The organism is Pontibacter actiniarum, assembly GCF_003585765.1.
GTDB classification, from domain to species: Bacteria; Bacteroidota; Bacteroidia; order Cytophagales; family Hymenobacteraceae; genus Pontibacter; species Pontibacter actiniarum.
In genome coordinates this window covers 25,386-45,579 of sequence record NZ_CP021235.1, presented here as the reverse complement: position 1 = coordinate 45,579, position 20,194 = coordinate 25,386, and the positions used below count along the sequence as shown (strand labels likewise).

Sequence of the window (20,194 nt, the reverse complement as noted above, 5' to 3'; positions counted from 1 at the left end):
GTGCTTCTTTGCTACAGCTTTCTTCAGGCGTTCTACGCCTGCATCAGGTAAGCTTTGATATATTCGTCCAGATCTCCGTCCAACACGTTCTGTACGTCTGAGCGCTCTACGCCCGTGCGCACGTCCTTCACGAGCTTGTAAGGGTGCAACACGTAGTTTCGGATCTGGGAGCCGAAGTCGATGCGTTTTTTGGTGCTCTCGATGCGGTCCCGCTCGGCGTTACGCTTCTCCAGCTCTATCTGGTACAGCCTGGATTTGAGCATCCGGATCGCATGCTCTTTGTTCATGAGCTGCGAGCGCTCAATCTGGCATTCGATAACGATGCCGGTTGGCTTGTGCTTCAGGCGTACGGCTGTCTCAACCTTGTTTACGTTCTGCCCTCCGGCACCCCCTGAGCGGAAAGTGTCCCACTCAATATCGCTCATGTTGATTTCGATGTTGATGGTGTCATCCACCACCGGATAGGCAAAAACAGAGGCAAAAGAGGTATGCCGCCGGCCACCGGAGTCGAACGGTGAAATACGCACCAACCGGTGCACCCCTATCTCGGACTTGAGGTAGCCGTAAGCAAAGTCGCCGGTGATCTCCAAGGTGGCAGAACGTATACCCGCGCCGTCACCGGCCTGGTAGTTCAGCTGCTTAACGCTAAAGCCGTGCGACTCGCCCCACATGATGTACATCCGCATCAGCATCTCGGCCCAGTCCTGGCTTTCTGTACCGCCTGCGCCCGGGTTTATCTCCACAATGGCGCTTAGCTGGTCTTCCTCACCGCTCAGCATACGCTTAAACTCAAGGCCCTCTACGGCTTCTTCGGCCTTTTTATACTCCTGCTGTATGTCCTCTTCCGACACATCGCCTTCTTTGTAGAAGTCGAACAGCACCTCAAAGTCAGACACAGCCTTCTCCACCTCCTCGTAGTGGTCCGTCCATACTTTTACCGACTTGATCTCCTTCAGGATCTTCTCAGCCTCTTTAGGGTCATCCCAGAAGTTAGGGGCAGTGGTCTCGACCTCCGTCTCCCTTACCTGCTCTTTCTTGGCATCGTAGTCAAAGGTACCTCCTCAAGGCCTCTACTCTGGCCTTCAACTCTTTTACTTGCTCAGTTGTCATTAGCGTACTTGGTTATACATCCTTTTAAACAAGAAAATGCTGAAGTATAAACTGTCGCCTATACTTCAGCATCTCTGCACTTATACTTAATACTTTACAGGCTGATGCGGTACACCCAGTTGTGCGGGTCCGGAGCCTGGCCGGTTTTGATCTTGTCCAGCTCGGTAGCCAGGTGATTGGATATTTTGCGGCCTTCTATCGCAGGCAGCTCCATGTCTGTGTTATCGTAGTGGATGGTGGCTATTTGGGCTATGGTAGCGGCTGTGCCTGTCCCGAAAGCCTCTTGCAGCGTACCGGCTTTGTGGGCCTCCACCAGCTCATCCACTGCTACCTTGCGCTCTTCTACAGGGTAGCCCAGGTCGCGGGCCAGCGTCAGTACGCTGTCGCGGGTGATGCCTTTCAGGATGGTCGTGCTCACGGGAGGCGTAATCAGCTTTCCGTCGATCACAAACATTACGTTCATCGTGCCGGACTCCTCAATGTACTTGTGCTCTTTGGCATCTGTCCAGATAAGCTGGTGATACCCTTTTTCCTGCATCTTGCGGGCTGGCAGCAGCGCTGCGCCGTAGTTTCCGGCCGCCTTGGCATAGCCGGCACCGCCCTCCGCAGAACGCACAAAGTTCGGCTCTATGGCAACCTTCAGTGGCTGGCCGTAATAGGCGCCCACCGGGCAGGAGAAGATGGTGAAGCGGTACTTGGACGACGGCCTTACCCCGATAAAGTCATCAGTGGCGAACATAAACGGGCGGATATACAGTGCGCAGCCCGCGGTTGGCGGCACCCAGGCAGCATCCAGGCGCAGCAGCTGCTCCAGGCCCTGCATGAAAATGTCCTCTGTAATGGCCGGCATGCACATGCGCTCCGCCGAAATGTTGAGGCGGCGGAAGTTATCCAGCGGGCGGAACAGCAGGATGTCGCCGTTGGCGTCCTTGTAGGCTTTCATACCCTCAAAAATAGCCTGTCCGTAGTGGAGGGCCGAGGTAGCCGGGCTCATGGTTATGTTGCCGTAAGGCAGTATCTCCGGGTTCTGCCAAGCCTCGTCTTTGTAGTCAACCACCAGCATGTGGTCTGAGAAGAGCTTTCCGAACTCAATATTGTTGATATCCAGCTGCGAAATACGCGACTCCGTGACACATTGTGCCGGTATAGTTAGCATATCTATTGACATAGTAAGTTAGTTTTAGTGATTCCTGTTGGGTTAGGTTGGGTTGTATCGTATGGGTTGTTAAATTCTGGGTTTCCAAACTACCTCCTCAGCGCCCAGTTCCTGGGTCATTTTACGGCAAAGAGCGAAAAGATAGTCAGAGAGTCTGTTTAAATATTTTACCACCAGCTCTCCCTCCGCTACCGCTGCCACCTCCTGCAGGCTGATGGCCAGGCGCTCGGCGCGGCGGCACACACAGCGGGCCACGTGGCAAAACGACACCGACTGGTGCCCGCCAGGCAGCACGAATGCCCGCAGCGGCGGCACATCGGCAGTCATAAGGTCTATCTCCTGCTCCAGTAAGGTCACATCCTCCTCGTGCAGGTCAGGGGTTTTCATTTTAGATTTCTCCGGATCGGTGGCCAACAGGGCTCCAATGGTGAAAAGCCTGTCCTGTATCTCCTTGAGAATGTCGAGGCGCGCTGCGTTCACTTCCTGGTCGCGCACCAACCCGATGTAGGAGTTGAGCTCGTCCACGGTGCCATAGGCCTCGATGCGTAAGTGGGATTTGGCTACGCGGGTGCCACCTATAAGCGCGGTGGTGCCTTTGTCGCCGGTCTTAGTGTAAATTTTCATTAGTGCTGTTGCTCTGCCTGCAGCTTGGAAGCTGTGGCAATATCAGTGTTCAAGGTATCAGACTCCACCAGTCCGTCGCGGAGGCGCACGATGCGATGGGCATACTTGGCGATGTCCTCTTCGTGCGTTACCATGATGATGGTGTTGCCTTTGGCGTGCAGGTTCTCGAACAGCTCCATGATCTCATAGGAGGTCTTGGTATCGAGGTTACCTGTCGGTTCGTCGGCCAGGATGATGCTGGGATCGTTGATAAGGGCGCGGGCAATAGCCACACGCTGGCGCTGGCCACCGGAAAGCTCGTTGGGCTTGTGCTTGCCGCGCGTGCCGAGGCCCACACTCTCCAGTGCCAGCTGCGCCTTCTCTTCGCGCTGGCTTTTGTTGTAGCCGGCATAGATCAGCGGCAGGGCCACATTCTCTAGCGACGACTGCCGCGGCAGCAGGTTAAAGGTCTGGAACACGAAGCCGATCTCCTTGTTGCGCACCTCCGCCAGCTCGTTGTCGGTCATGTTGCTCACGTCCTGCCCGTTCAGCACGTACGTGCCGCCGGTTGGTGTATCCAGGCAGCCGATGATATTCATAAACGTGGACTTGCCGGAACCAGAGGGCCCCATAAACGCCACATACTCGCCGCGCGCTATGGTGATAGACACAGACTTAAGGGCGTGAATGGTCTCCGCACCCATGCGGTACACCTTTGAAATATCGTGGGTTTCAATAATGGTGCTCATAGGCTTATTTCATAGTTGCCAGTTTTCGGCGCGTGCCTCTACTTCCTGACGCTTTTGTGCTAATTTCTCTATAAATGTAGTATATTCTGAGGCAGGAAGCAAGCCTTGCAAGGTTTCTGACGCCTGCTCCGCATACGAGTAAAGCCCCTGGTCCAGGCTCTCCAGCGCATAGGCTTTGTAGAGCTGTGCCGCATACGGGTTATACGTAACGCCGCTCAGCAGAATGTTGTACGCCGCCTCTTCGTCGGGTTTATACTTGTTAAAGAACTCGGCGGCAGCCAGCACAGTCTCCTCGTCATACACCAGCATCTTAAGCGCTTGCTCATAGCGACTTGCGGCTTCCTCCATCCGGCCTTTTGCCTCCGCTATGCGTGCCTTAAAGTACAGCCCCATGCGCTTGTCCCGGTCGGTCAGGTAGAGTTTGTCCAGCCTGTTCAGCAGCACGTCATAGTTTTCGGTGTAAAGCCACAGTTTCAGCTGCTGCAGGTTTAGTGCAGAGCGCAGTTCTCCCTCCGGCTTTAGCTGCCCCGAAGCCTCTGTAATGGCATCCAGGGCGGCTTTCCAGCGCTTCTGGCCCAACAGGTAATCAACCCTGGCCACCAGGGCGCGTCGCTTCAGCTCTTTCTCCTGCACTGCCTCCACCAGCGCATTCACCTGTTCGGGCGCCAGCTTGGGGAGGTACGTCAGCAGGTACTGCACCTTCTCCTTATCGGTAGAGGACTGCTGCACCGCCTGTACGTCTTTCTGCAACAGGGCCGCCAGCTCCTGGGCCACCGACACAGCCGCTTCGTTCTCGGTATAGGCCACCTCCTCCAGCGCCGCCACGGCTGCCTCCGGCTGATGCGCCAGTGCCAGTGCATACCCCTGCGACAGGTAAGCCTGCGGGTAGCCACGGTCTTTGGCCTGCTTAAAGTATGCGGCCGCGGCCCGGTAGTTCTCCTCCTCCAGCATCCACTGCCCTAAGGCGTTGTAGTAGTAGCCGCTCTGCACCTCCATCTGCAGGGCCAGGTTCTCCAGGGCGTTTCTGCCTTCCTGCGGCAGCCCGTTGTAATGGTGTATCAGCCCCCTCAGGTAGTACAGGTCGCTGTAGAAGATCTGGTTGCCCGGCGACTTCAGGTACCTGCTGATAGGCTGTAACCGGGTAGTGTCGTCTGTGTTAAGGCGGCTGATCGTTTGGTTGTAGAACAGGGCGAAGTCCTCCACGGCCTCCAGTGAGTCCGGCATAAAGTCTTCCTTGTCCTGTGGATCGAGGCCCAGGAGTTGGCGTAGCACGGCCTGGTTGCTGCGCAGCGTTTTATACTTGCCCTTCAGCGACTCCTCCAGCACGGTTTTGGCCGGCTCCAGCATCGCCTGCCTTGTATAGTAGGCCAGGCGGTTGCTGCGCACGAAGTCGTCGTTATCAGCGAAGCGCTGCGCCAGGTCAAAATAGTACTCGGTGCTATCCTGCACGCTGGTTTGGGCGTACAGCAGGGCCAGGTTGTTGTAGATCTCCGAGCTTTCCGGGAACTGCTCTGCCCCTTGCTGCAGCACATAGAGCTTTTCGAAGAAGAACTGCTTTTCGTCGTAGAGGTTGGCCAGGCGCACGTACAGCTTCGGGTTCGGGCGCTTCTCCAGCGCGTCCTTCAGCCGCAGAATCTCGTTGTTGCGCTGCTGCTCCTGCCGGTACATGGCCGCCAGGCTGTAGTTAGCCTTCACGTTGTTATTGTCGTACACATCGCTTTCCTCATAAAAGCGCTCCGCCAGTATATCGTTGCCGGAGGCGCGGTAAAGGTCGCCAAGGTAGCTGTAGTACCCGGCCTGCGCATGGAAGTACACCCGGTACTGCGTACGCATCACCATCACCACACAGATCACCGAACTCATGATAAAGAAAGAGAACAGCGAGAAGCTGCGCGGCTCATACACCACCTTGTACACCTGCAGGCGCTGCTCCAGCAAACGCCCGAAGTTGATCATGACGTACAGGAAAAAGCCGACGCCAAAGGCCAGGTGCGTGTACACCACCAAATCATCAAACAGCGTGGTGAGGGAGTCGTTGGCGGTGGCGTAGGCGTACCCGATACTCAGGAAGGTGATGGTGGCAAACACCAGGTACAGCACCGCACCGGTCGGGCGGAACGGGAACAGGCCGCCGTATACTTTCTCCCGCTGGCGCATGCCCCAGAAACCCGCCACGGTGGAGAGCAGCAGGATAAGGTAAGCGTTGATATAGCTAACATCGGTGCGGACAACCCCCACGTGCCGCAGGTAAATCAGCAGCAGGCTAAGCAGGTACAGCAAGCTGATAAGTATAAACTGCCACATGCCGAAGCGGCGCTCCGGTGTTTTAGCCTGCGTATTTATCCAAAGCAGGGCATTTACGTTCTCGTAGCTCACCCACAGCATAAACAGCACTGTGGCCACCAGCAAACCGATGGAGCTGTAGTTGACCAGGTGCAGCGTGACCAGCTCGGCCGGGAACTCGGCCTCAGCATACAGCAGCATCCCCAGCACCCCTACAATGACCAGCATGCCCAGCACACGCAGCCCGAAGTTGGTATTCTGCCAGAAAGCCTGGAAGGCGTAGCTACCCATGGCCAGCATGGCTATACTTAGCAGCAGCATGGTTTGGCTTGCGCCTCCCCCGAAAATCTCCAGTAAATCGAAGTTAAACGTAGCCAGGAACAGCATCAGCAGCAGGACGCCGGCAAAGTACGGCAGCTGCCGCATGGTGCTGATGGCGGCCGTGTAGAAGGCGACGCAGATAGCCAGCATCCCGAGCAGCACAGAGGCCACCCAGGTGTTTACCTCCGGCGCGGCCACATCGTACTGCTCAGAAATCAGGTAGCCGTCGGCCGAGAGGGTAAAGGGCTCCAGCAGGCGCGTTACCTCATGCACCGGCATGGGCACCACCTGCAGATCCGTTATCTTATCCCAGGCAAAAACGGCGTTGTCGCCGGTAAAATAGTGATATACGCCCAGCAACAACGCCAGGGCGCTCAACAGAAATAAAAAAAGATAGGGATACTTGGTATGAGTATCCCAGCTTTTCCAGAACTTGATTTTATTCATATTTGTAGGACACAAGTATCAAGACATAAGACACAAGACATTCTGGTTATACTTCTTCTTGCTGCTTTGCCTACGCTTTACGCCGGAGGCCATCGCAGGATAGACCTGTCTCTTTACCTATGCCAGCAGGTTACTCCAGCACTTTAGGTACGCGGAAATAGTCAGAGTCTTTTTTAGGTGCGTTCAGCAAGGCCTGCTCGTGGGAGATCGTGTTACGGACCTCGTCCTCACGCAGCACGTTTACCTCCTCCGACATATGGATGAGCGGCTCCACGCTCTCTGTGTCCAGCTCGCGCAGTTGGTCTACCCAGTTCAGGATCTTGTTCAGGTCCTGCAGCACTTCCTGCTCCTTCTCCTCGTTAAACTCTAGCCTCGCTAAGTGCGCTATCTTGCGGATGGTTTGAATATCTGTTGACATGTACTTTATTATGTTTTTCTAATTCCGTTTGAATAATGCGGGAAACCTGCTCTTTCAGCTGTGGCAGGTCCTCCAGTGTCAGCCCCTTCGTCTCGATCGGCTCGTGCACCACGATCTTAAGCGGGTGCCAGCGTACCTTCAGCTTCCCGTCCAGGTCAGGCAGAAAGTGCTGGTTGTAGGGCATGGTGACCGGAACCACCGGCAGCTGCTTCTCAATGGCGATCCTGAACGGGCCGTCCTTGAAGGCCATCAGCTCCTTGCCGGCCGTTTTCGGAATCGTACCCTCCGGAAAAATCACCAGGCTGCGCCCTTCCTCCAGCGTTTTCACTGACTTTATGTAGCTTCTGGCACTGCTGGTGGCGCTTTTCCGGTCTACGGAGATATACAGCTGCTCGTATACCTTGCCCCACAGCGGCACTTTGCACAGGTCGCTTTTGCCCACAAAGTTAATAAATCCGGGGATGGCATGCAGCACCACCGGAATGTCTAAATAGGAACTGTGGTTGGGGGTAAAAACATAGCGCTGCCCGCGGTTAAGTTTCATGCGCCACTCCACCTGCAGCGGCGTCAGGAACATGCGCAGGGCCGATGTTGACCAGAACCTGTTTACATTGTGTAAATACCTATGCCACCGCTTTTTACGCAGCAGCACTACCTGCAACGGGTACGTTACCACAAACGGAAGCACGAACCAGGTGACGCACCAGGTTGTGTAGATTCTGTGTGATAGGTATTTTATGGCCTTCATGCGTTCAAATGTAAGAATAATCCACCACTGTACAACTCTTGTGCCTGCTGCCTGGCCCCGGCACAAGGTATAAAAGCCAGCGCCTGCCCCTAGAGGTACAGCGTACGCTACAGTTTGCCCTGCTCCTGCAGCAGAAAGGCTGCTTTCAGAATACCGGCCACACTAATGGCATCGGTAATTTCATTGTTCATGGCCATGCGCACTGCCTCTTTAAACGGCACTTTCCTGATGTGCAGTTGCTCAGTCTCTTCAAAAGCGGTTTCGCCGGCGGTTAGTTCCTGGGCCAGGAAAACAAATCCTTCTTCATCGGTTACGGAGTTGGATGTGTGCAGGCGGCATATGTTTTCCCATTTGGCGGCTGTAAAGCCTGTTTCCTCCTGCAACTCCCGCTTCGCCGACTCCAGAATGTCGTTCTCCAGCAGGCCGCCGCCCATCGGTATTTCCCAGCTGTACTCGTTGAGCGGGTAGCGGTATTGGCCGATGAGGTACGTATATCCCTCCTCATCAATCGGAATGATGCCAATGGCCTTGTTCTTCATGCTCACTACCCCGTAGATGCCTTCGCCGCCGCTGGGGTTCAGCACCTGGTCTTCACGCACTTTTATCCAGGGGTTCTGGTAAACTGACTTGCTGGAGAGGGTGGTCCAGGGATTATGGGTTTCGTCGATCATAGCTTATACTGTTTACTGGTGCAAAGATAGGGGTTTGCGGGTTGTGGCAGTATGGGTGGGGGAACTTTGGGAAAAGAGGCTGTCGGTTAATGGTGAGAACGGCTTGATACTAGAGAGAAAGGAGGCGCTGTTGGCATTTATACCATGTTCTTCTAGTGTGCTTTTTCAAGAGGACCAGAAACCCGCTTCGTTAACCTCTTTGCTTACCTTTGGCCACACAAGCAAAACCGGCAAAAGAACAAGCAGCCCAACATATGAAAACGACTTGACAGCCTGGCTCTTTATTTTAAATGAAGAAAATAGATCCATAAGGCACACCGTAAGTACCAGCATAAACAGGCCGTTTAGCCCTATTGGTGTATGTTTCCTTCTCTTCATTATATTACCGCTAACGGTCAAGTATAAGCGTAGTGCGGGTTTCGGAGTGATTCACTACCCACTAGCACTAAACTTTGACAGATGCCAAAATACTGAAATTTAGCGATTCAGCCCGCATTATGCTTTTACAATGTTAGCTGCTGCCCTTTTGTAGTTAGCTCAATGTTTCTTTTATTATTTTCATTCGTTTTTTACTTTTTCGGCCTATACGTTAAGTATGCCTTTATCCAAGAACTCTTTCTTTATGTCTTCATCATTTCAAGCCCCCACGCATCCAGACTTTTTAATATATTTTCCAGTGAATATCCTTTCTTGGTTAACTTGTATTCCACCTTGGGGGGAACGACTGGATATACAATTCTTTCAACTAAATTGTCTTTTTCCAATTCCCTTATAGTTTGGGTAAACATTTTGTTGGAAATATCCGGAAGGTGCTTTTGCAATACACCTGACCGCACAGGACCTTCCAGCAAATGGAATAACACCAAAGGTTTCCATTTAGTACCAATAAGTTTCATCGCAAAGTCGAGCGGACATATAATTCTATTTTTTATTTCATCCATAAATTACTTATTATCAACAAAATACTCTTTTTGGTAACTATATTACTTTTTGGTTAGTTCTCGTTTAATTAGCTAATATGCACTTTTTTTGCAGGACTAAAATAGATTGTTATGAATTTGAGACCGTATCCTAAAACATTTTCCCATATCGGGATTACCGTTCCTGATTTGCACGAGGCTGTAAAATTCTATTCTGAAGTGATGGGCTGGTATGTTATAATGGAACCATCCATTGTCAAAAAAGAAACAGACACCGCCATCGGGCAGATGTGTATTGATGTATTTGGCAACGGTTGGGAACAATTTGAAATTGCACACCTCGCAACCTCAGACGGAATAGGAATTGAACTGTTTTCTTTTCCCAACGGAATTAAAGAAGCTCCTGAATTTAACCCATTCAATACCGGACTCTTTCATTTTTGCATACAAGACCCAAATATAGAGGAACTGATAGAAAAAATTCTGTTGTACGGGGGTAAGCAAAGAATGCCTGTCAGGGAGTATTATCCAGATGACAAACCTTACAAAATGTGTTATGTAGAAGACCCATTCGGAATTGTTTTTGAAATCTACACGCACAGTTATGAACTGACGTATTCTTCAGGCGCATACACTAAATAACTTTAATGTGAGATTTTAAAACAGTATGTTATGATTAGAACCTTAATCAAAAAACTGCTTTTTCATTTAATATTATTACCGTTTTTATTCTTTGGCATATATTCCTGCTTCCATTCGCCTAAATCCAAGCAGACAGAAGTAACGAATGTTGCAGAGTTTAAGGGTCAACAGGTCACTGGTGTATCGGTTAGTGATAAGGGCAGGATTTTCGTCAATTTTCCCAGGTGGCGGAATACGGTGGAAAATTCAGTGGTTGAAATTTCCAAAGAAGGGAATTTGCAGCCTTACCCCAACAAGAACTGGAACAGTTGGAATATTGAACAGGCGGTTTCCGATTCCGTTTTTATAGGCGTTCAGTCTGTTGTGGCATTTGCCAAAAAACTTTATGTGCTGGATACCCGGAATCCTATTTGGGAAGGTACAGTAGATGCTCCAAGGGTTTATGTTTTCAATCTCAAGAATAACAGTTTGGAAGACATTTTGATTCTTTCTGAAGGGAGCTACAAGCCAAACTCTTACATCAATGATTTGCGTGTAGATTTAAAAAATAACGCCATCTACTTTACCGATTCCAATGAGGGTGCCTTGGTTATCTATGATCTTTCTACGAGAAAAAGCAGACGCGTTCTTGACAACCACTTTTCAACCAGAGCCGAAACCGATTATTTAACTTTCGATGGGAAAAAATGGGGTGGTAAACCGGTACATTCTGACGGCATTGCATTAAATCCCAAAAGCAACCGTTTGTTCTTTCATAGTTTAACCGGTTATACATTGTATTCTGTTTCTACGGCTGTCTTGCTTAACGGAACGGAAGCCGAAATAGAAGCCAATGTAAAAATAGAAGCCGAAACGGGGGCTCCGGATGGGATGATTTTCGACAAACATCAAAATCTATATCTGGCGGATTTGGAACATAATAGGATTGACTACCTTACTCCGGAAGGAAAACTGAAAACCTTGGTTCAAGGAGAAAAAGTGAAATGGGCAGACACCTTTAGTATTTATGAAGGACACCTATATTTCACTAATTCCAGAATTAATGAGGTGGGTGAAGATATTTCCGATATGGTATTTACTATCAACAAAATAAAAATCAATTAGAGAGGGATTATTGAAAACCGTGGTAGTCCAATGGTGCTTGTTTTAATAAAATAGCCTATCGCTATAAGTAAAAGTATGCAATAGAAATCAATCTTAAAATTATTTTCAGCTTTTGATTCTATTGAAGATTTTCGCCTGGGTTGCAGCTAACGTTTGGCTAAAAAGCGGTTTAAAGCTTTTTAGCTATTGTTGGCAGATGGGTTTGTAATTTTTCTTCATATTTTAAAAGTTCAAGATATGGATCTCCCTTCCATCCTAGAGCATGAGCAAAAGCTGGTTCTGTTTTATATCCCTGCTCCTTAAGTTCCCTAATGGTTTGCCTGAACTGATTTCCCTTGGACAGTAGAAGATAGTACTCTACTACCATGTGTCTGTAAGCATACTGCTCTTGCGAAGGTGTATTCTGCCCAAATATTTCAATATCAAAGCTTTCAACTATAAAATTAGCAATTACGGTACGTTGATCTTGAACCATTTTATCAACTAACTGAAAGTCTTTATAACTGGAGAAATATTTGAGCAAATTAACCTTGAATTGATCAACATGTTCCCAGTAACAAATAATGTCCAAATCACTGTTTTCTATGTCAATATCTATAGGAATTGTCCCTGCCAATATGGGAGAATAAGGTTGCAGATACTCCATTATTGAATATTGAGTAAGCACATTATATGCTTCTTGTTGCTTTGGAGTACCTCTCTTTAAATATTCAATAATATTGAAATCCATTCTTTTAATATTTCTTTCTGCTAACGGACTTGGTATAGCAGATTGCGAGGCGTAGCCGAAGCAGTACTGCTATACTTTATTGGCGAAGGTTGTTTTCTTCTAGTTAAGCTTCTTTATTGGCAGGAGCGGAAAGTCCATTCTCTTCCTGCCCTTGTTTTGATTGTTATTTGGGGGTTTATCCTCAGTTCTTCATTTGAAATCACCGATAGCTCATTTGTGCCTAAGTCTGTGAATCCCATACCAGGATAGAATATCTGAAACTCACTGTCCTTTACTTTCCTGATTTTGGCTATTCTTGATGTATACACTGCGGAATCTTCGATGACAGTTGAAGTGTCCTTCCATACTATTAGCGTAACAGTGTTGCCTTGCTCCAGCATCTGATTTACTGTTTCATCTGTGCTGGTAAAAGAAACAACAAGAGCATCAGGTGCCTCAATATCATCTGGAACAAGTTCTACTCCTATATCACTAACACAAGTCTGGATGCTTTGCTCAATAGCCTCAGTTCCACCTACTGTTTTCTCCGAAGAAGTACCTTCTCCTTTTCCCTCACAACCAATACAAATAGTACCAAAAACAAAAGCGCCCATAATCGCTCTGAACTTCCTCATGCTATTGTTTTTGCGTTGTGGTTAAATTAGTAGTTACAATCATCGCCAACTAATTGCTAACAGGAACCCTATTCCTGCTATACTCCAAATATAACAGATAAACGGAATAGCTATTCGGCTTATCTGCCAAATCTACAAATAAGCCGAGCCAGGCAACCTGCCACCTACCGCACCAGCTCCCCCACCTTGCTAATCCCACGCTGCTTTGCCTGCGCTAGCAGCTTCAGCAGCAGTATGGCCGTGATAAAGGCGTCGCCGGAGGCGGTGTGGCGGGATTCGGTGGGCAGGTTATACTTGCGGATGAGCGAGTCTAATGTGTAGTCGGAGCGCCGGTAGCTGTCGGGGGAGTGCTGGCGGCGCTCCAGCCGTTTGGCCAGTTCGGCGGTGTCTACGGTGGGGTTGTGCAGCTTGCCGTTGATGCCACAGCGCCGGATCATGCCGTTGATCATCTCAACATCAAAAGCCACATGATGGCCAACCAAAGGGGCGCTGCCCACGAAGGAAAGGAAAAGCATCAGCACCTCCGGCTCCGGCACCCCCTGCCCTACCTCCTGCCGCAGCAGGCCGTGCACTTCTGCGCTTTTGTTTCCTGCTGCCACCTCCTGCCGCACCACAAACTCAAAGCTATCCTGTACCAGCACCTGCCCCTTACACACCCTCACAGCCCCCACCGACAGCACCTTGTCCGCCTTTACATCCAAACCCGTTGTCTCGGTATCAAAAACGACAAAGTCCGCCTCGCTCAGGGAGGTATCTGCAGCGCCCTGGTTATGTATGCGCTGGATGTAGTCTTTCCAGAAGGGAGGATCATCAGGGCTTGCCTGCGGCTTACCCGACAGCAGTTCTTTCAGCCAGCCGCGCATCAGCCCAGGTAATTTAACTGGAAGCGCACCTGCAGCAACTCCTGCACATCGCTAATGGGCTTAAAGGTATTGCGCAGCGTTTGCCGCTCCAGCTTGTTGAGCTGCTCCGGGTTGATGTAGCGCCCGGAGTTGTGGTTGCGCAAACCGCTAAGGGCCCGGTGGCGCATCATAATCTCGTAGGCCATGGCGGCCTCCTGGTAAAGGCCGGCGTTTTGTGGCTCCAGTGCTGCCAGCCTGGCAAAGCGCTTAAAGGTATTGTTTTCGCCGGCCACGCGGTTATCCAGCGTCAGCACACGGGCGGCATCTACAAGCGGGGCCATGGCGCGCAGCTTTATATCGAACTGGTCTTTGTGCTCCCCTCCCCGCTCCACAATAAAGCTCCGGAAAAAGCTGAGCGGAGGCGGGCTCTGCAGAGCATGCTTGGCCAGGTAAGGCAAGAATATCCGCTCCTGCTGTATGTGCTCGTAAACATAGTTTGTCAGCTTCTCTGCCAGGCTAAAGTCCCCGTAAACTGGGCGGTAGTCGAAGAAGATACTGGCGTTCAGGAGCGCCTCCTCGGTAGGCTGGTGTATCCATTTGTAGAAGTAGTGCACCCAGGTGTGCAGCGGCTGGCACCACAAAGGGTTACTTGCCATCATGTTAGCCGGGCACCTCTCAAAGCCGCAGGACTCCAGCACCTGGTTTACCTGCGCGGCCAGCTCCAGAAAGTACGCCTGCGCCTCCTTCTCCTGTGCCGCATGGGCATCCTCAAACACCAGGGCGTTGTCCTGGTCGGTACGCAACAGCTGCTCCTCGCGCCCCTCGCTGCCGATGGAGAGCCAGCAGTAGCGCAAAGGCGGTTCGCCAAGTACACTTTCGGCGTGCCGCAGTGCCCGTACCACCAGCGCATCGTTTATCTCTGTTATAATGTTGGCGATGAAAGCGATGCTCACCTCCTGCTCCAGGTACTTCTGCAGCAGCTCCTCGGCCTGGTTGCGGATGGCTGGCAAGTTGCCGATGCTTTGCGTCTCCCGGATTTCCTGCACCAGCACTGCCGGGTTGTTGCCCTGGGCAAGCAGCAGGTGGTGCTCTGTCAGAACTCCCTCCACAGGTGATTCACCGGAGCCGTCTGCTGTCACGCAAAGGTGCTTTATACGGTGGCGCATCATTAGCAGCAGAGCCTCCGCCATGTGCGGGTTGGGGTGTATGGTCACTACCGGTGCCGACATTACCTCCGTCACGGCATCGTCGATGCTCAGGTGGCCCGCCACTACGCGCCTTCGCAGGTCCGTGTCGGTCAGGATGCCGACAGGGCGCTCCTGCTCATCCACAACAAGTATAAAGCTGGAGTCTTTATCGCTCATGATCTGGGCCGCCAGCCGAATGGAGGTCTGGCCGGTGCAGGTTACTTTGTTGCGGTCGGTGTCCAGCGTCAGCACATCCTCCAGGTGCAGCGGCTGCTGCGGGGTGTAGGTGCTCAGCCCGCGGCGGGCTTTGTTGGTCTCCTGCATACTGCCCTGCTGCACCGGCGACCCGGCGGCAAAACCGGCGGCAAAGTATAAAGCCACCTCCGGGTTATGGTACAGGATAGGCTCGAACAGCGCCGTCGGAATGCCGTACACCAGCGCTTCTTCAGCAGCCGTGGCCCTGGAGGAATAGTCTTTCTTAGCGATCAGGGCACGGGCCCCAAACACATCTCCCTCGTCGCATACATCCACCAGGCGCCTCTCATCCTCAGGCCCCTGCTCCAGCCTTACCGAACCCTGCCGCACCACATAAAACACCTCATGCGGTGTGTCGCCCTGCTTAAACAGCACCTGCTCCGGCTCCAGGTACTGCACCCGCACCTGCCCCGCCAGTTGCCGGAGTTCATCCTGTGCTATCAGGTTAAACGGCGGGTACTGTTTCAGGAACTCCAGTACGCGCTCTTGTATGGCGTTGGCGGGTTTCATAGGGCAGTGCTTTTGCTAGTATAAGTTAAGCGTTTTATGGATGAGGTGCAAGGGGTTTGGAGTTAAGGTACTTCTCTGGCTGCCTTCCCGCTGGCGCAAGTTCCCAACCCGTATCTTACCATGATGTGGAGTTGTAAACTCAACTGGTTTGAAACACCGTACTTGCTGCCGCTGTTCACAACTTTTCTGGCCCGCGACGGCCCCTGCTATACTTGCGTAGCCTCTGCTTCCTGCAACTTCAGCCAAGCTGCCCTTTTCTAGCTCCCGTTCATCCTGCAGCTCCCAAGCACCTACTGTTTCACCTTCTGCTTTGGAGTGCTCAACCCAAGGACTGGAAATATTATCCTTTAGCCGCAGCCATCGCAATACAACAAAAGCTAAGTCTCCCTTTGCAGGGGGAAGGGGGTGTTCCTGCAAAAACCGGAGACATATGGCTTAACCTTTCGCCAACTCAACTACAGCCTTCCTCTCCTGTTCTTAGGTAAAGATTGGGGAGAAAAGCAGCAGCTTATGCTACAAAATCTTGAAGCCTTTTCATGGTCGTCAACACCAAAAACAAAAAAAGCCCTGTAGCAGTAGCTACAGGGCTTTAAACAACTAAACTAAATACTGTTACAGTGCACCGTTCTTGATTTCCTCTACTACCTCCGGATCAAGGAGCGTTGAGGTGTCGCCCAGGTTGGAGGTGTCTCCTTCGGCAACTTTGCGCAGGATGCGGCGCATGATTTTGCCGGAGCGGGTTTTTGGCAGGCCGCTTACAATCTGAATCTTGTCCGGCTTGGCAATCTTCCCGATCTTCTCCACCACGGTTTCGATGATCTCGGCGCGCAACCAGTCGTCGCGCTCAGGTTTATCCTTCAGGATCACAAACGCGTAGATCCCCTGCCCTTTCACATCGTGCGGATAGCCCACCACGGCAGACTCAATCACGTGCTCGTTATGGTTGATGGCCTCCTCAATCTCGGCTGTGCCAAAGCGGTGGCCGGATACGTTGATTACATCATCCACGCGGCCGATGATACGGTACAGGCCGTTCTCATCACGCTTGGCACCGTCACCGGTAAAGTACAGGCCTTTGTAAGTAGAGAAATAGCTCAGGCGGGCGCGTTCATGGTCGCCGTACGTGGTCCGGATCATACTTGGCCACGGGAACTTCACGCACAGGTAGCCCTCCACACCGTTCTCAGTGATCTCGTTCCCATCGCTGTCCACCAGTATCGGCTGGATACCCGGCAAAGGCAGGCCGGCGTGGCTCGGCTTCATCGGGGTGACATCGGCCAGGGTGGAAATCATAATACCGCCTGTTTCGGTTTGCCACCAGGTGTCTACCACCGGGCAATCCTCCTTGCCCACGTGGATGTGGTACCAATGCCAGGCCTCTTCGTTGATCGGCTCGCCTACGGAGCCCAGCACCCGCAGCGAGTCCAGGCTATAGGACAGCACGTTGTCCAGGTCTCCGCCCATCAGCGCACGGATGGCTGTTGGCGCGGTATAGAAGATGGTAACGCCAAACTTATCCACCACCTGCCAGAAACGGCCCATGTCCGGGTAAGTTGGTACGCCTTCGAACATCAGCGTTGTGGCACCAGCCAGCAGCGGGCCGTACACCAGGTAGGTGTGGCCGGTAATCCAGCCGATGTCGGCGGTGCACCAGTATACATCGCTCTCCTGGTACTGGAACACGTTGCAGAAACTGTACTGCGCGTACACCATGTAGCCGCCGCAGGTGTGCACAACGCCTTTTGGCTTGCCCGTAGACCCGGACGTGTAAAGTATAAACAGCATGTCCTCAGCATCCATTTCCTCGGCAGGGCAGTCTTTCCCGACAGTCTGCACTTCATCGTGGTACCACACATCGCGGCCTTCCACCATGTTCACGGCCCAGCCCAGGCGCTCCACTACAATTACTTTTTTAACGGAGGTACAGTCCTCCAGGGCCTCATCCACCACACGCTTTACCGGGATCTGCTTCGCTCCACGGTTCAGGCCGTCCGAGGTCAGCACCATGCTGCACTGCGCGTCGTTGATGCGGTCGGCCATGGCCGACGCGGAGAAACCGGCAAACACCACCGAGTGGATGGCGCCAATACGGGCACAGGCCAGCACGGCAATCGCCAGCTCCGGCACCATCGGCATATAGATACAGATGCGGTCGCCCTTCTTCGCCCCGTTCTTCTTGAGCACGTTGGCGAACTGGCACACCTTTTCGTGCAGTTCACGGTATGTTAGCCTGACAAAGCGCTCCTTCGGGTCGTTGGGCTCCCAGATCAGGGCCAGTTTATTGCCGCGCGTTTTCAGGTGGCGGTCCAGGCAGTTTTCGGTGATGTTCATCTTCCCGCCCTGGAACCACTTTACGCTTGGCTCCTCAAAATTCCACTCCAGTACCTTGTCCCACTTCTTGCGCCAGGTAAAGGTGTCGGCAACATCGGCCCAGAACCCTTCGGGGTCCTCTGTGCTGCGCTTGTAGGCGTCCTGGTACTCGTCGTAGGTGCTTACTTGATAATTTGTCATGGCAAGGTGTAGTTCTTGGTTAGATTTAGTTTTAAGGTTTATGAATGCGTTTCCAATGCGCCGCGCCTTCAGATGGTCGTGTATCTCGGTCAGGATAGCCGGGTCATCAATGGTCGACGGCACAGCGTAGGGCGTGCCGTCGGCAATGTGGCGCAGGATGCGGCGGAGTATCTTTCCGGAGCGCGTTTTCGGCAGGCGCTGCACCAGCACCACGGTTTTGAAGTAGGCCACCGCCCCGATCTTATCCCGGAGCAGCGCCACCAGTTCCTGCTCCAGCTCCTGTTCGCCTATGGTTTGCCCGTCTTTAAGCACCACCAGCCCGACTGGCCGCTGGCCCCGCAGGTCGTCGGCGATGCCGATTACGGCGCACTCGGCCACTGCCGGGTGCGAGGAGACCATTTCCTCCATTTCACCGGTAGAGAGCCTGTGGCCCGACACGTTGATCACATCGTCGATGCGCCCCATGATGTACACGTAGCCCTCCTCGTCGATGTAGCCGCCGTCGCCGGTCATGTAGTAGCCGGGGAAACGCTCCAGGTATGATTTCCGGAAGCGCTCATCATCCTCCCACAGGGTAGGCAGGCAGCCCGGGGGCAAAGGCAGCTTCACGGCCACAACGCCCTCCTGGTTCGGTATCAGCTGCTGCCCCTCCTCGTTCAGAATGTGCACCTCGTAGCCGCAGACTGGTTTGCCCGCAGAGCCCGGTTTGGCCGGCTGCAGCTCCAGCCCAGCCATGTTCGCCACCATCGGCCACCCCGACTCCGTCTGCCACCAGTGGTCTATCACCGGCACCTGCAACAGGTTTTTGGCCCAGTAGTAGGTAGACACATCGCAGCGCTCTCCAGCTAAAAATAGGTATTTTAAAGATGGCGTGTCGTATTTTTTCTTCAGCAGCCCGTCCGGGTCCTCTTTCTTGATGGCGCGGAAGGCCGTGGGAGCCGTGAACAGCACCTTTACCTCATGTTGTTGGATGATGCGCCAGAAGGTTCCGGCATCAGGTGTGCGCACCGGTTTGCCCTCAAAAAGGATGGAGGTGCAGCCATGGATCAGCGGGCCGTACACGAGGTACGAGTGGCCTACCGCCCAGCCCACATCCGAGGCAGCCCAGAACACATCGCCCGGGTCTACGTCGTACACGGCCTTCATGCTGTACTTGAGCGCCACGGCATGGCCGCCGTTGTCGCGCACGATGCCTTTGGGCTTGCCGGTGGTGCCGGAGGTGTAGAGTATGTACAGCGGGTCCGTGGCATCCACCGGCACGCAGTCGGCCGGCGCGGCCTGCTCCAGCACCTCTACGTAATCCAGGTCGCGCCCCTGCTGCATTGCCGCCTGTACCTGCGGCCGCTGGAAAATGATGGTGTGCTCCGGCTTGTGCGTGCTGTCGTTGAGCGCCTTGTCCAGCAGCGGCTTGTAGGGTATCACTTTGTCGAACTCGATGCCGCAGGAAGCAGAGATGACCACCTTAGGCTTGGCATCATCGATCCGCACGCAGAGCTCGTGTGGGGCAAAGCCGCCAAACACCACCGAGTGTACCGCCCCCAGGCGCGCACAGGCCAGCATGGCCACCATCGCCTCCGGTATAACGGGCATGTAGATGACCACGGTATCGCCTTTGCCTACCCCCAGCTGCTGCAGCGCGCCGGCAAAGCGGGCCACAAAGTCGCGCAGCTCCGCGTAGGTGTACTTCTTTATGGTTCCCGTTACAGGAGAATCGTAGATGAGGGCCGTTTGATCGCCGCGGCCGTTCTCCACGTGGTAGTCCAGGGCCAGGTAGGCCGTGTTCAGCTTTCCGCCTTTGTACCAGCGGTAGAAGCCGTTCTCATCCGTGGTGAGCACCTGCTGCGGCTTTTCGTACCACGCCAGCTGCTCTGCCTGCTCACCCCAGAAGGCCTCCGGGTCGGCTATACTTTGGGCGTATGCCTCCGCATAGTTGTTTGGTGTTGGGGATAAAGTCTCCATAGTTCCAGTTTTTTAGTTTTCCGTCAACTCGCTGTCAGGTCTTTGATCTTCTCCATCAGGAAGCGCGTGGAGAAGGGCTTCGGGATGTAGAGGTCCGCCCCCACGGCATAGCCTTTTTTAATGTCAGCATCCTTGGTTTTGGCGCTCAGGAAAATAACCTTTGCCCCGTTCATTTCCTCTTTCCCCCGGATGTGGCGGCATACTTCGTAGCCGTCCACGTCGGGCATCATAATGTCCAGCACCACCACCTCCGGCAACTCTTTGTTTACGCTTTCGATGGCCTCTGTGCCGTTGCGGGCGATAAACACCTGATACCCGTTCTTCCGCATCAGGAACTCCAGCGGCATCAGGATACTAGGCTCATCATCCACGACCAACACCTTCATCTTCTCTTTCGCCTTACTCATACGTTAC

At 52.9% G+C, this 20,194-nt stretch carries 17 protein-coding genes and 1 pseudogene; 2 read left to right on the top strand and 16 right to left on the bottom strand.

Annotation, left to right across the window (positions count from 1 at the left end; genetic code table 11):
* Positions 1 to 32: 32 nt before the first annotated feature.
* The 9 genes from prfB to CA264_RS00135 all read right to left on the bottom strand — a co-directional run bounded on the left by prfB (position 33) and on the right by CA264_RS00135 (position 9,447).
* Positions 33 to 1,110 (bottom strand): peptide chain release factor 2 gene (prfB, locus tag CA264_RS00180; RefSeq protein ID WP_119570406.1). Its coding sequence is split into 2 segments (ribosomal slippage): positions 33 to 1,049 and positions 1,051 to 1,110, totalling 1,077 coding nucleotides; the frame shifts between segments, so codons are not numbered across the junction.
* Positions 1,111 to 1,204: 94 nt separating this feature from the next.
* Positions 1,205 to 2,278, bottom strand: coding sequence for a branched-chain amino acid aminotransferase (locus CA264_RS00175; protein WP_025609378.1), 1,074 nt, complete (start codon positions 2,276 to 2,278; stop codon positions 1,205 to 1,207).
* Between the two features lie 57 nt (positions 2,279 to 2,335).
* Positions 2,336 to 2,890 (bottom strand): cob(I)yrinic acid a,c-diamide adenosyltransferase, encoded by a 555-nt coding sequence (locus CA264_RS00170; RefSeq protein WP_025609377.1) that lies wholly within the window; start codon positions 2,888 to 2,890, stop codon positions 2,336 to 2,338.
* Positions 2,890 to 3,618, bottom strand: a complete 729-nt coding sequence (locus tag CA264_RS00165) for an ABC transporter ATP-binding protein (protein WP_025609376.1) — start codon at positions 3,616 to 3,618, stop codon at positions 2,890 to 2,892. Before CA264_RS00165 ends, CA264_RS00170 begins: the two co-directional genes overlap by 1 nt.
* 9 nt (positions 3,619 to 3,627) lie before the next feature.
* Positions 3,628 to 6,669 carry a tetratricopeptide repeat protein gene (locus tag CA264_RS00160; protein ID WP_025609375.1) on the bottom strand — a complete coding sequence of 1,014 codons (3,042 nt, stop codon included), beginning with the start codon at positions 6,667 to 6,669 and terminating at the stop codon, positions 3,628 to 3,630.
* 130 nt (positions 6,670 to 6,799) lie between these two features.
* Positions 6,800 to 7,087 (bottom strand): Asp-tRNA(Asn)/Glu-tRNA(Gln) amidotransferase subunit GatC, encoded by a 288-nt coding sequence (gene gatC / locus CA264_RS00155; RefSeq protein WP_025609374.1) that lies wholly within the window; start codon positions 7,085 to 7,087, stop codon positions 6,800 to 6,802.
* Positions 7,029 to 7,835 carry a lysophospholipid acyltransferase family protein gene (locus CA264_RS00150; RefSeq protein ID WP_025609373.1) on the bottom strand — a complete coding sequence of 269 codons (807 nt, stop codon included), beginning with the start codon at positions 7,833 to 7,835 and terminating at the stop codon, positions 7,029 to 7,031. The genes gatC and CA264_RS00150 overlap by 59 nt, the downstream gene beginning before the upstream one ends.
* 107 nt (positions 7,836 to 7,942) lie before the next feature.
* Positions 7,943 to 8,506, bottom strand: a complete 564-nt coding sequence (locus CA264_RS00145) for an NUDIX domain-containing protein (protein ID WP_025609372.1) — start codon at positions 8,504 to 8,506, stop codon at positions 7,943 to 7,945.
* Between the two features lie 620 nt (positions 8,507 to 9,126).
* Positions 9,127 to 9,447 (bottom strand): winged helix-turn-helix transcriptional regulator, encoded by a 321-nt coding sequence (locus tag CA264_RS00135; RefSeq protein ID WP_036777909.1) that lies wholly within the window; start codon positions 9,445 to 9,447, stop codon positions 9,127 to 9,129.
* Between the two features lie 111 nt (positions 9,448 to 9,558).
* Here CA264_RS00135 and CA264_RS00130 point away from each other — a divergent pair, with 111 nt between their 5' ends.
* On the top strand, positions 9,559 to 10,068 hold the full coding sequence (locus tag CA264_RS00130; RefSeq protein ID WP_025609369.1) for a VOC family protein: 510 nt from the start codon (positions 9,559 to 9,561) through the stop codon (positions 10,066 to 10,068).
* A gap of 30 nt (positions 10,069 to 10,098) precedes the next feature.
* Entirely contained in the window at positions 10,099 to 11,172 is a 1,074-nt protein-coding gene (locus CA264_RS00125; protein ID WP_025609368.1) for an SMP-30/gluconolactonase/LRE family protein, read from the top strand.
* A 169-nt stretch (positions 11,173 to 11,341) separates the two neighbouring features.
* Here the strand turns inward: CA264_RS00125 and CA264_RS00120 are convergent, their stop codons facing one another.
* The 7 genes and pseudogenes from CA264_RS00120 to CA264_RS00095 form a co-directional block, all read right to left on the bottom strand.
* Complete coding sequence (locus CA264_RS00120; protein WP_025609367.1) at positions 11,342 to 11,902, bottom strand: DUF4269 domain-containing protein; 561 nt, start codon at positions 11,900 to 11,902, stop codon at positions 11,342 to 11,344.
* Between the two features lie 113 nt (positions 11,903 to 12,015).
* Positions 12,016 to 12,516 (bottom strand): hypothetical protein, encoded by a 501-nt coding sequence (locus tag CA264_RS00115; protein WP_025609365.1) that lies wholly within the window; start codon positions 12,514 to 12,516, stop codon positions 12,016 to 12,018.
* Positions 12,517 to 12,680: 164 nt separating this feature from the next.
* Positions 12,681 to 13,379: a 3'-5' exonuclease gene (locus tag CA264_RS00110; protein ID WP_025609364.1), complete on the bottom strand. Its 699-nt coding sequence runs from the start codon at positions 13,377 to 13,379 to the stop codon at positions 12,681 to 12,683.
* Positions 13,379 to 15,310, bottom strand: coding sequence for a DUF294 nucleotidyltransferase-like domain-containing protein (locus tag CA264_RS00105; protein WP_025609363.1), 1,932 nt, complete (start codon positions 15,308 to 15,310; stop codon positions 13,379 to 13,381). Before CA264_RS00105 ends, CA264_RS00110 begins: the two co-directional genes overlap by 1 nt.
* A 612-nt stretch (positions 15,311 to 15,922) precedes the next feature.
* A complete protein-coding gene (gene acs / locus CA264_RS22025; RefSeq protein WP_025609557.1) occupies positions 15,923 to 17,821 on the bottom strand; it encodes an acetate--CoA ligase in 1,899 nt (632 codons plus the stop codon).
* A gap of 78 nt (positions 17,822 to 17,899) precedes the next feature.
* Positions 17,900 to 19,780: pseudogene (locus CA264_RS22020) on the bottom strand (propionyl-CoA synthetase); the annotation flags it as partial.
* A gap of 23 nt (positions 19,781 to 19,803) precedes the next feature.
* Positions 19,804 to 20,187, bottom strand: a complete 384-nt coding sequence (locus CA264_RS00095) for a response regulator transcription factor (protein ID WP_025609362.1) — start codon at positions 20,185 to 20,187, stop codon at positions 19,804 to 19,806.
* Positions 20,188 to 20,194 lie beyond the last annotated feature (7 nt).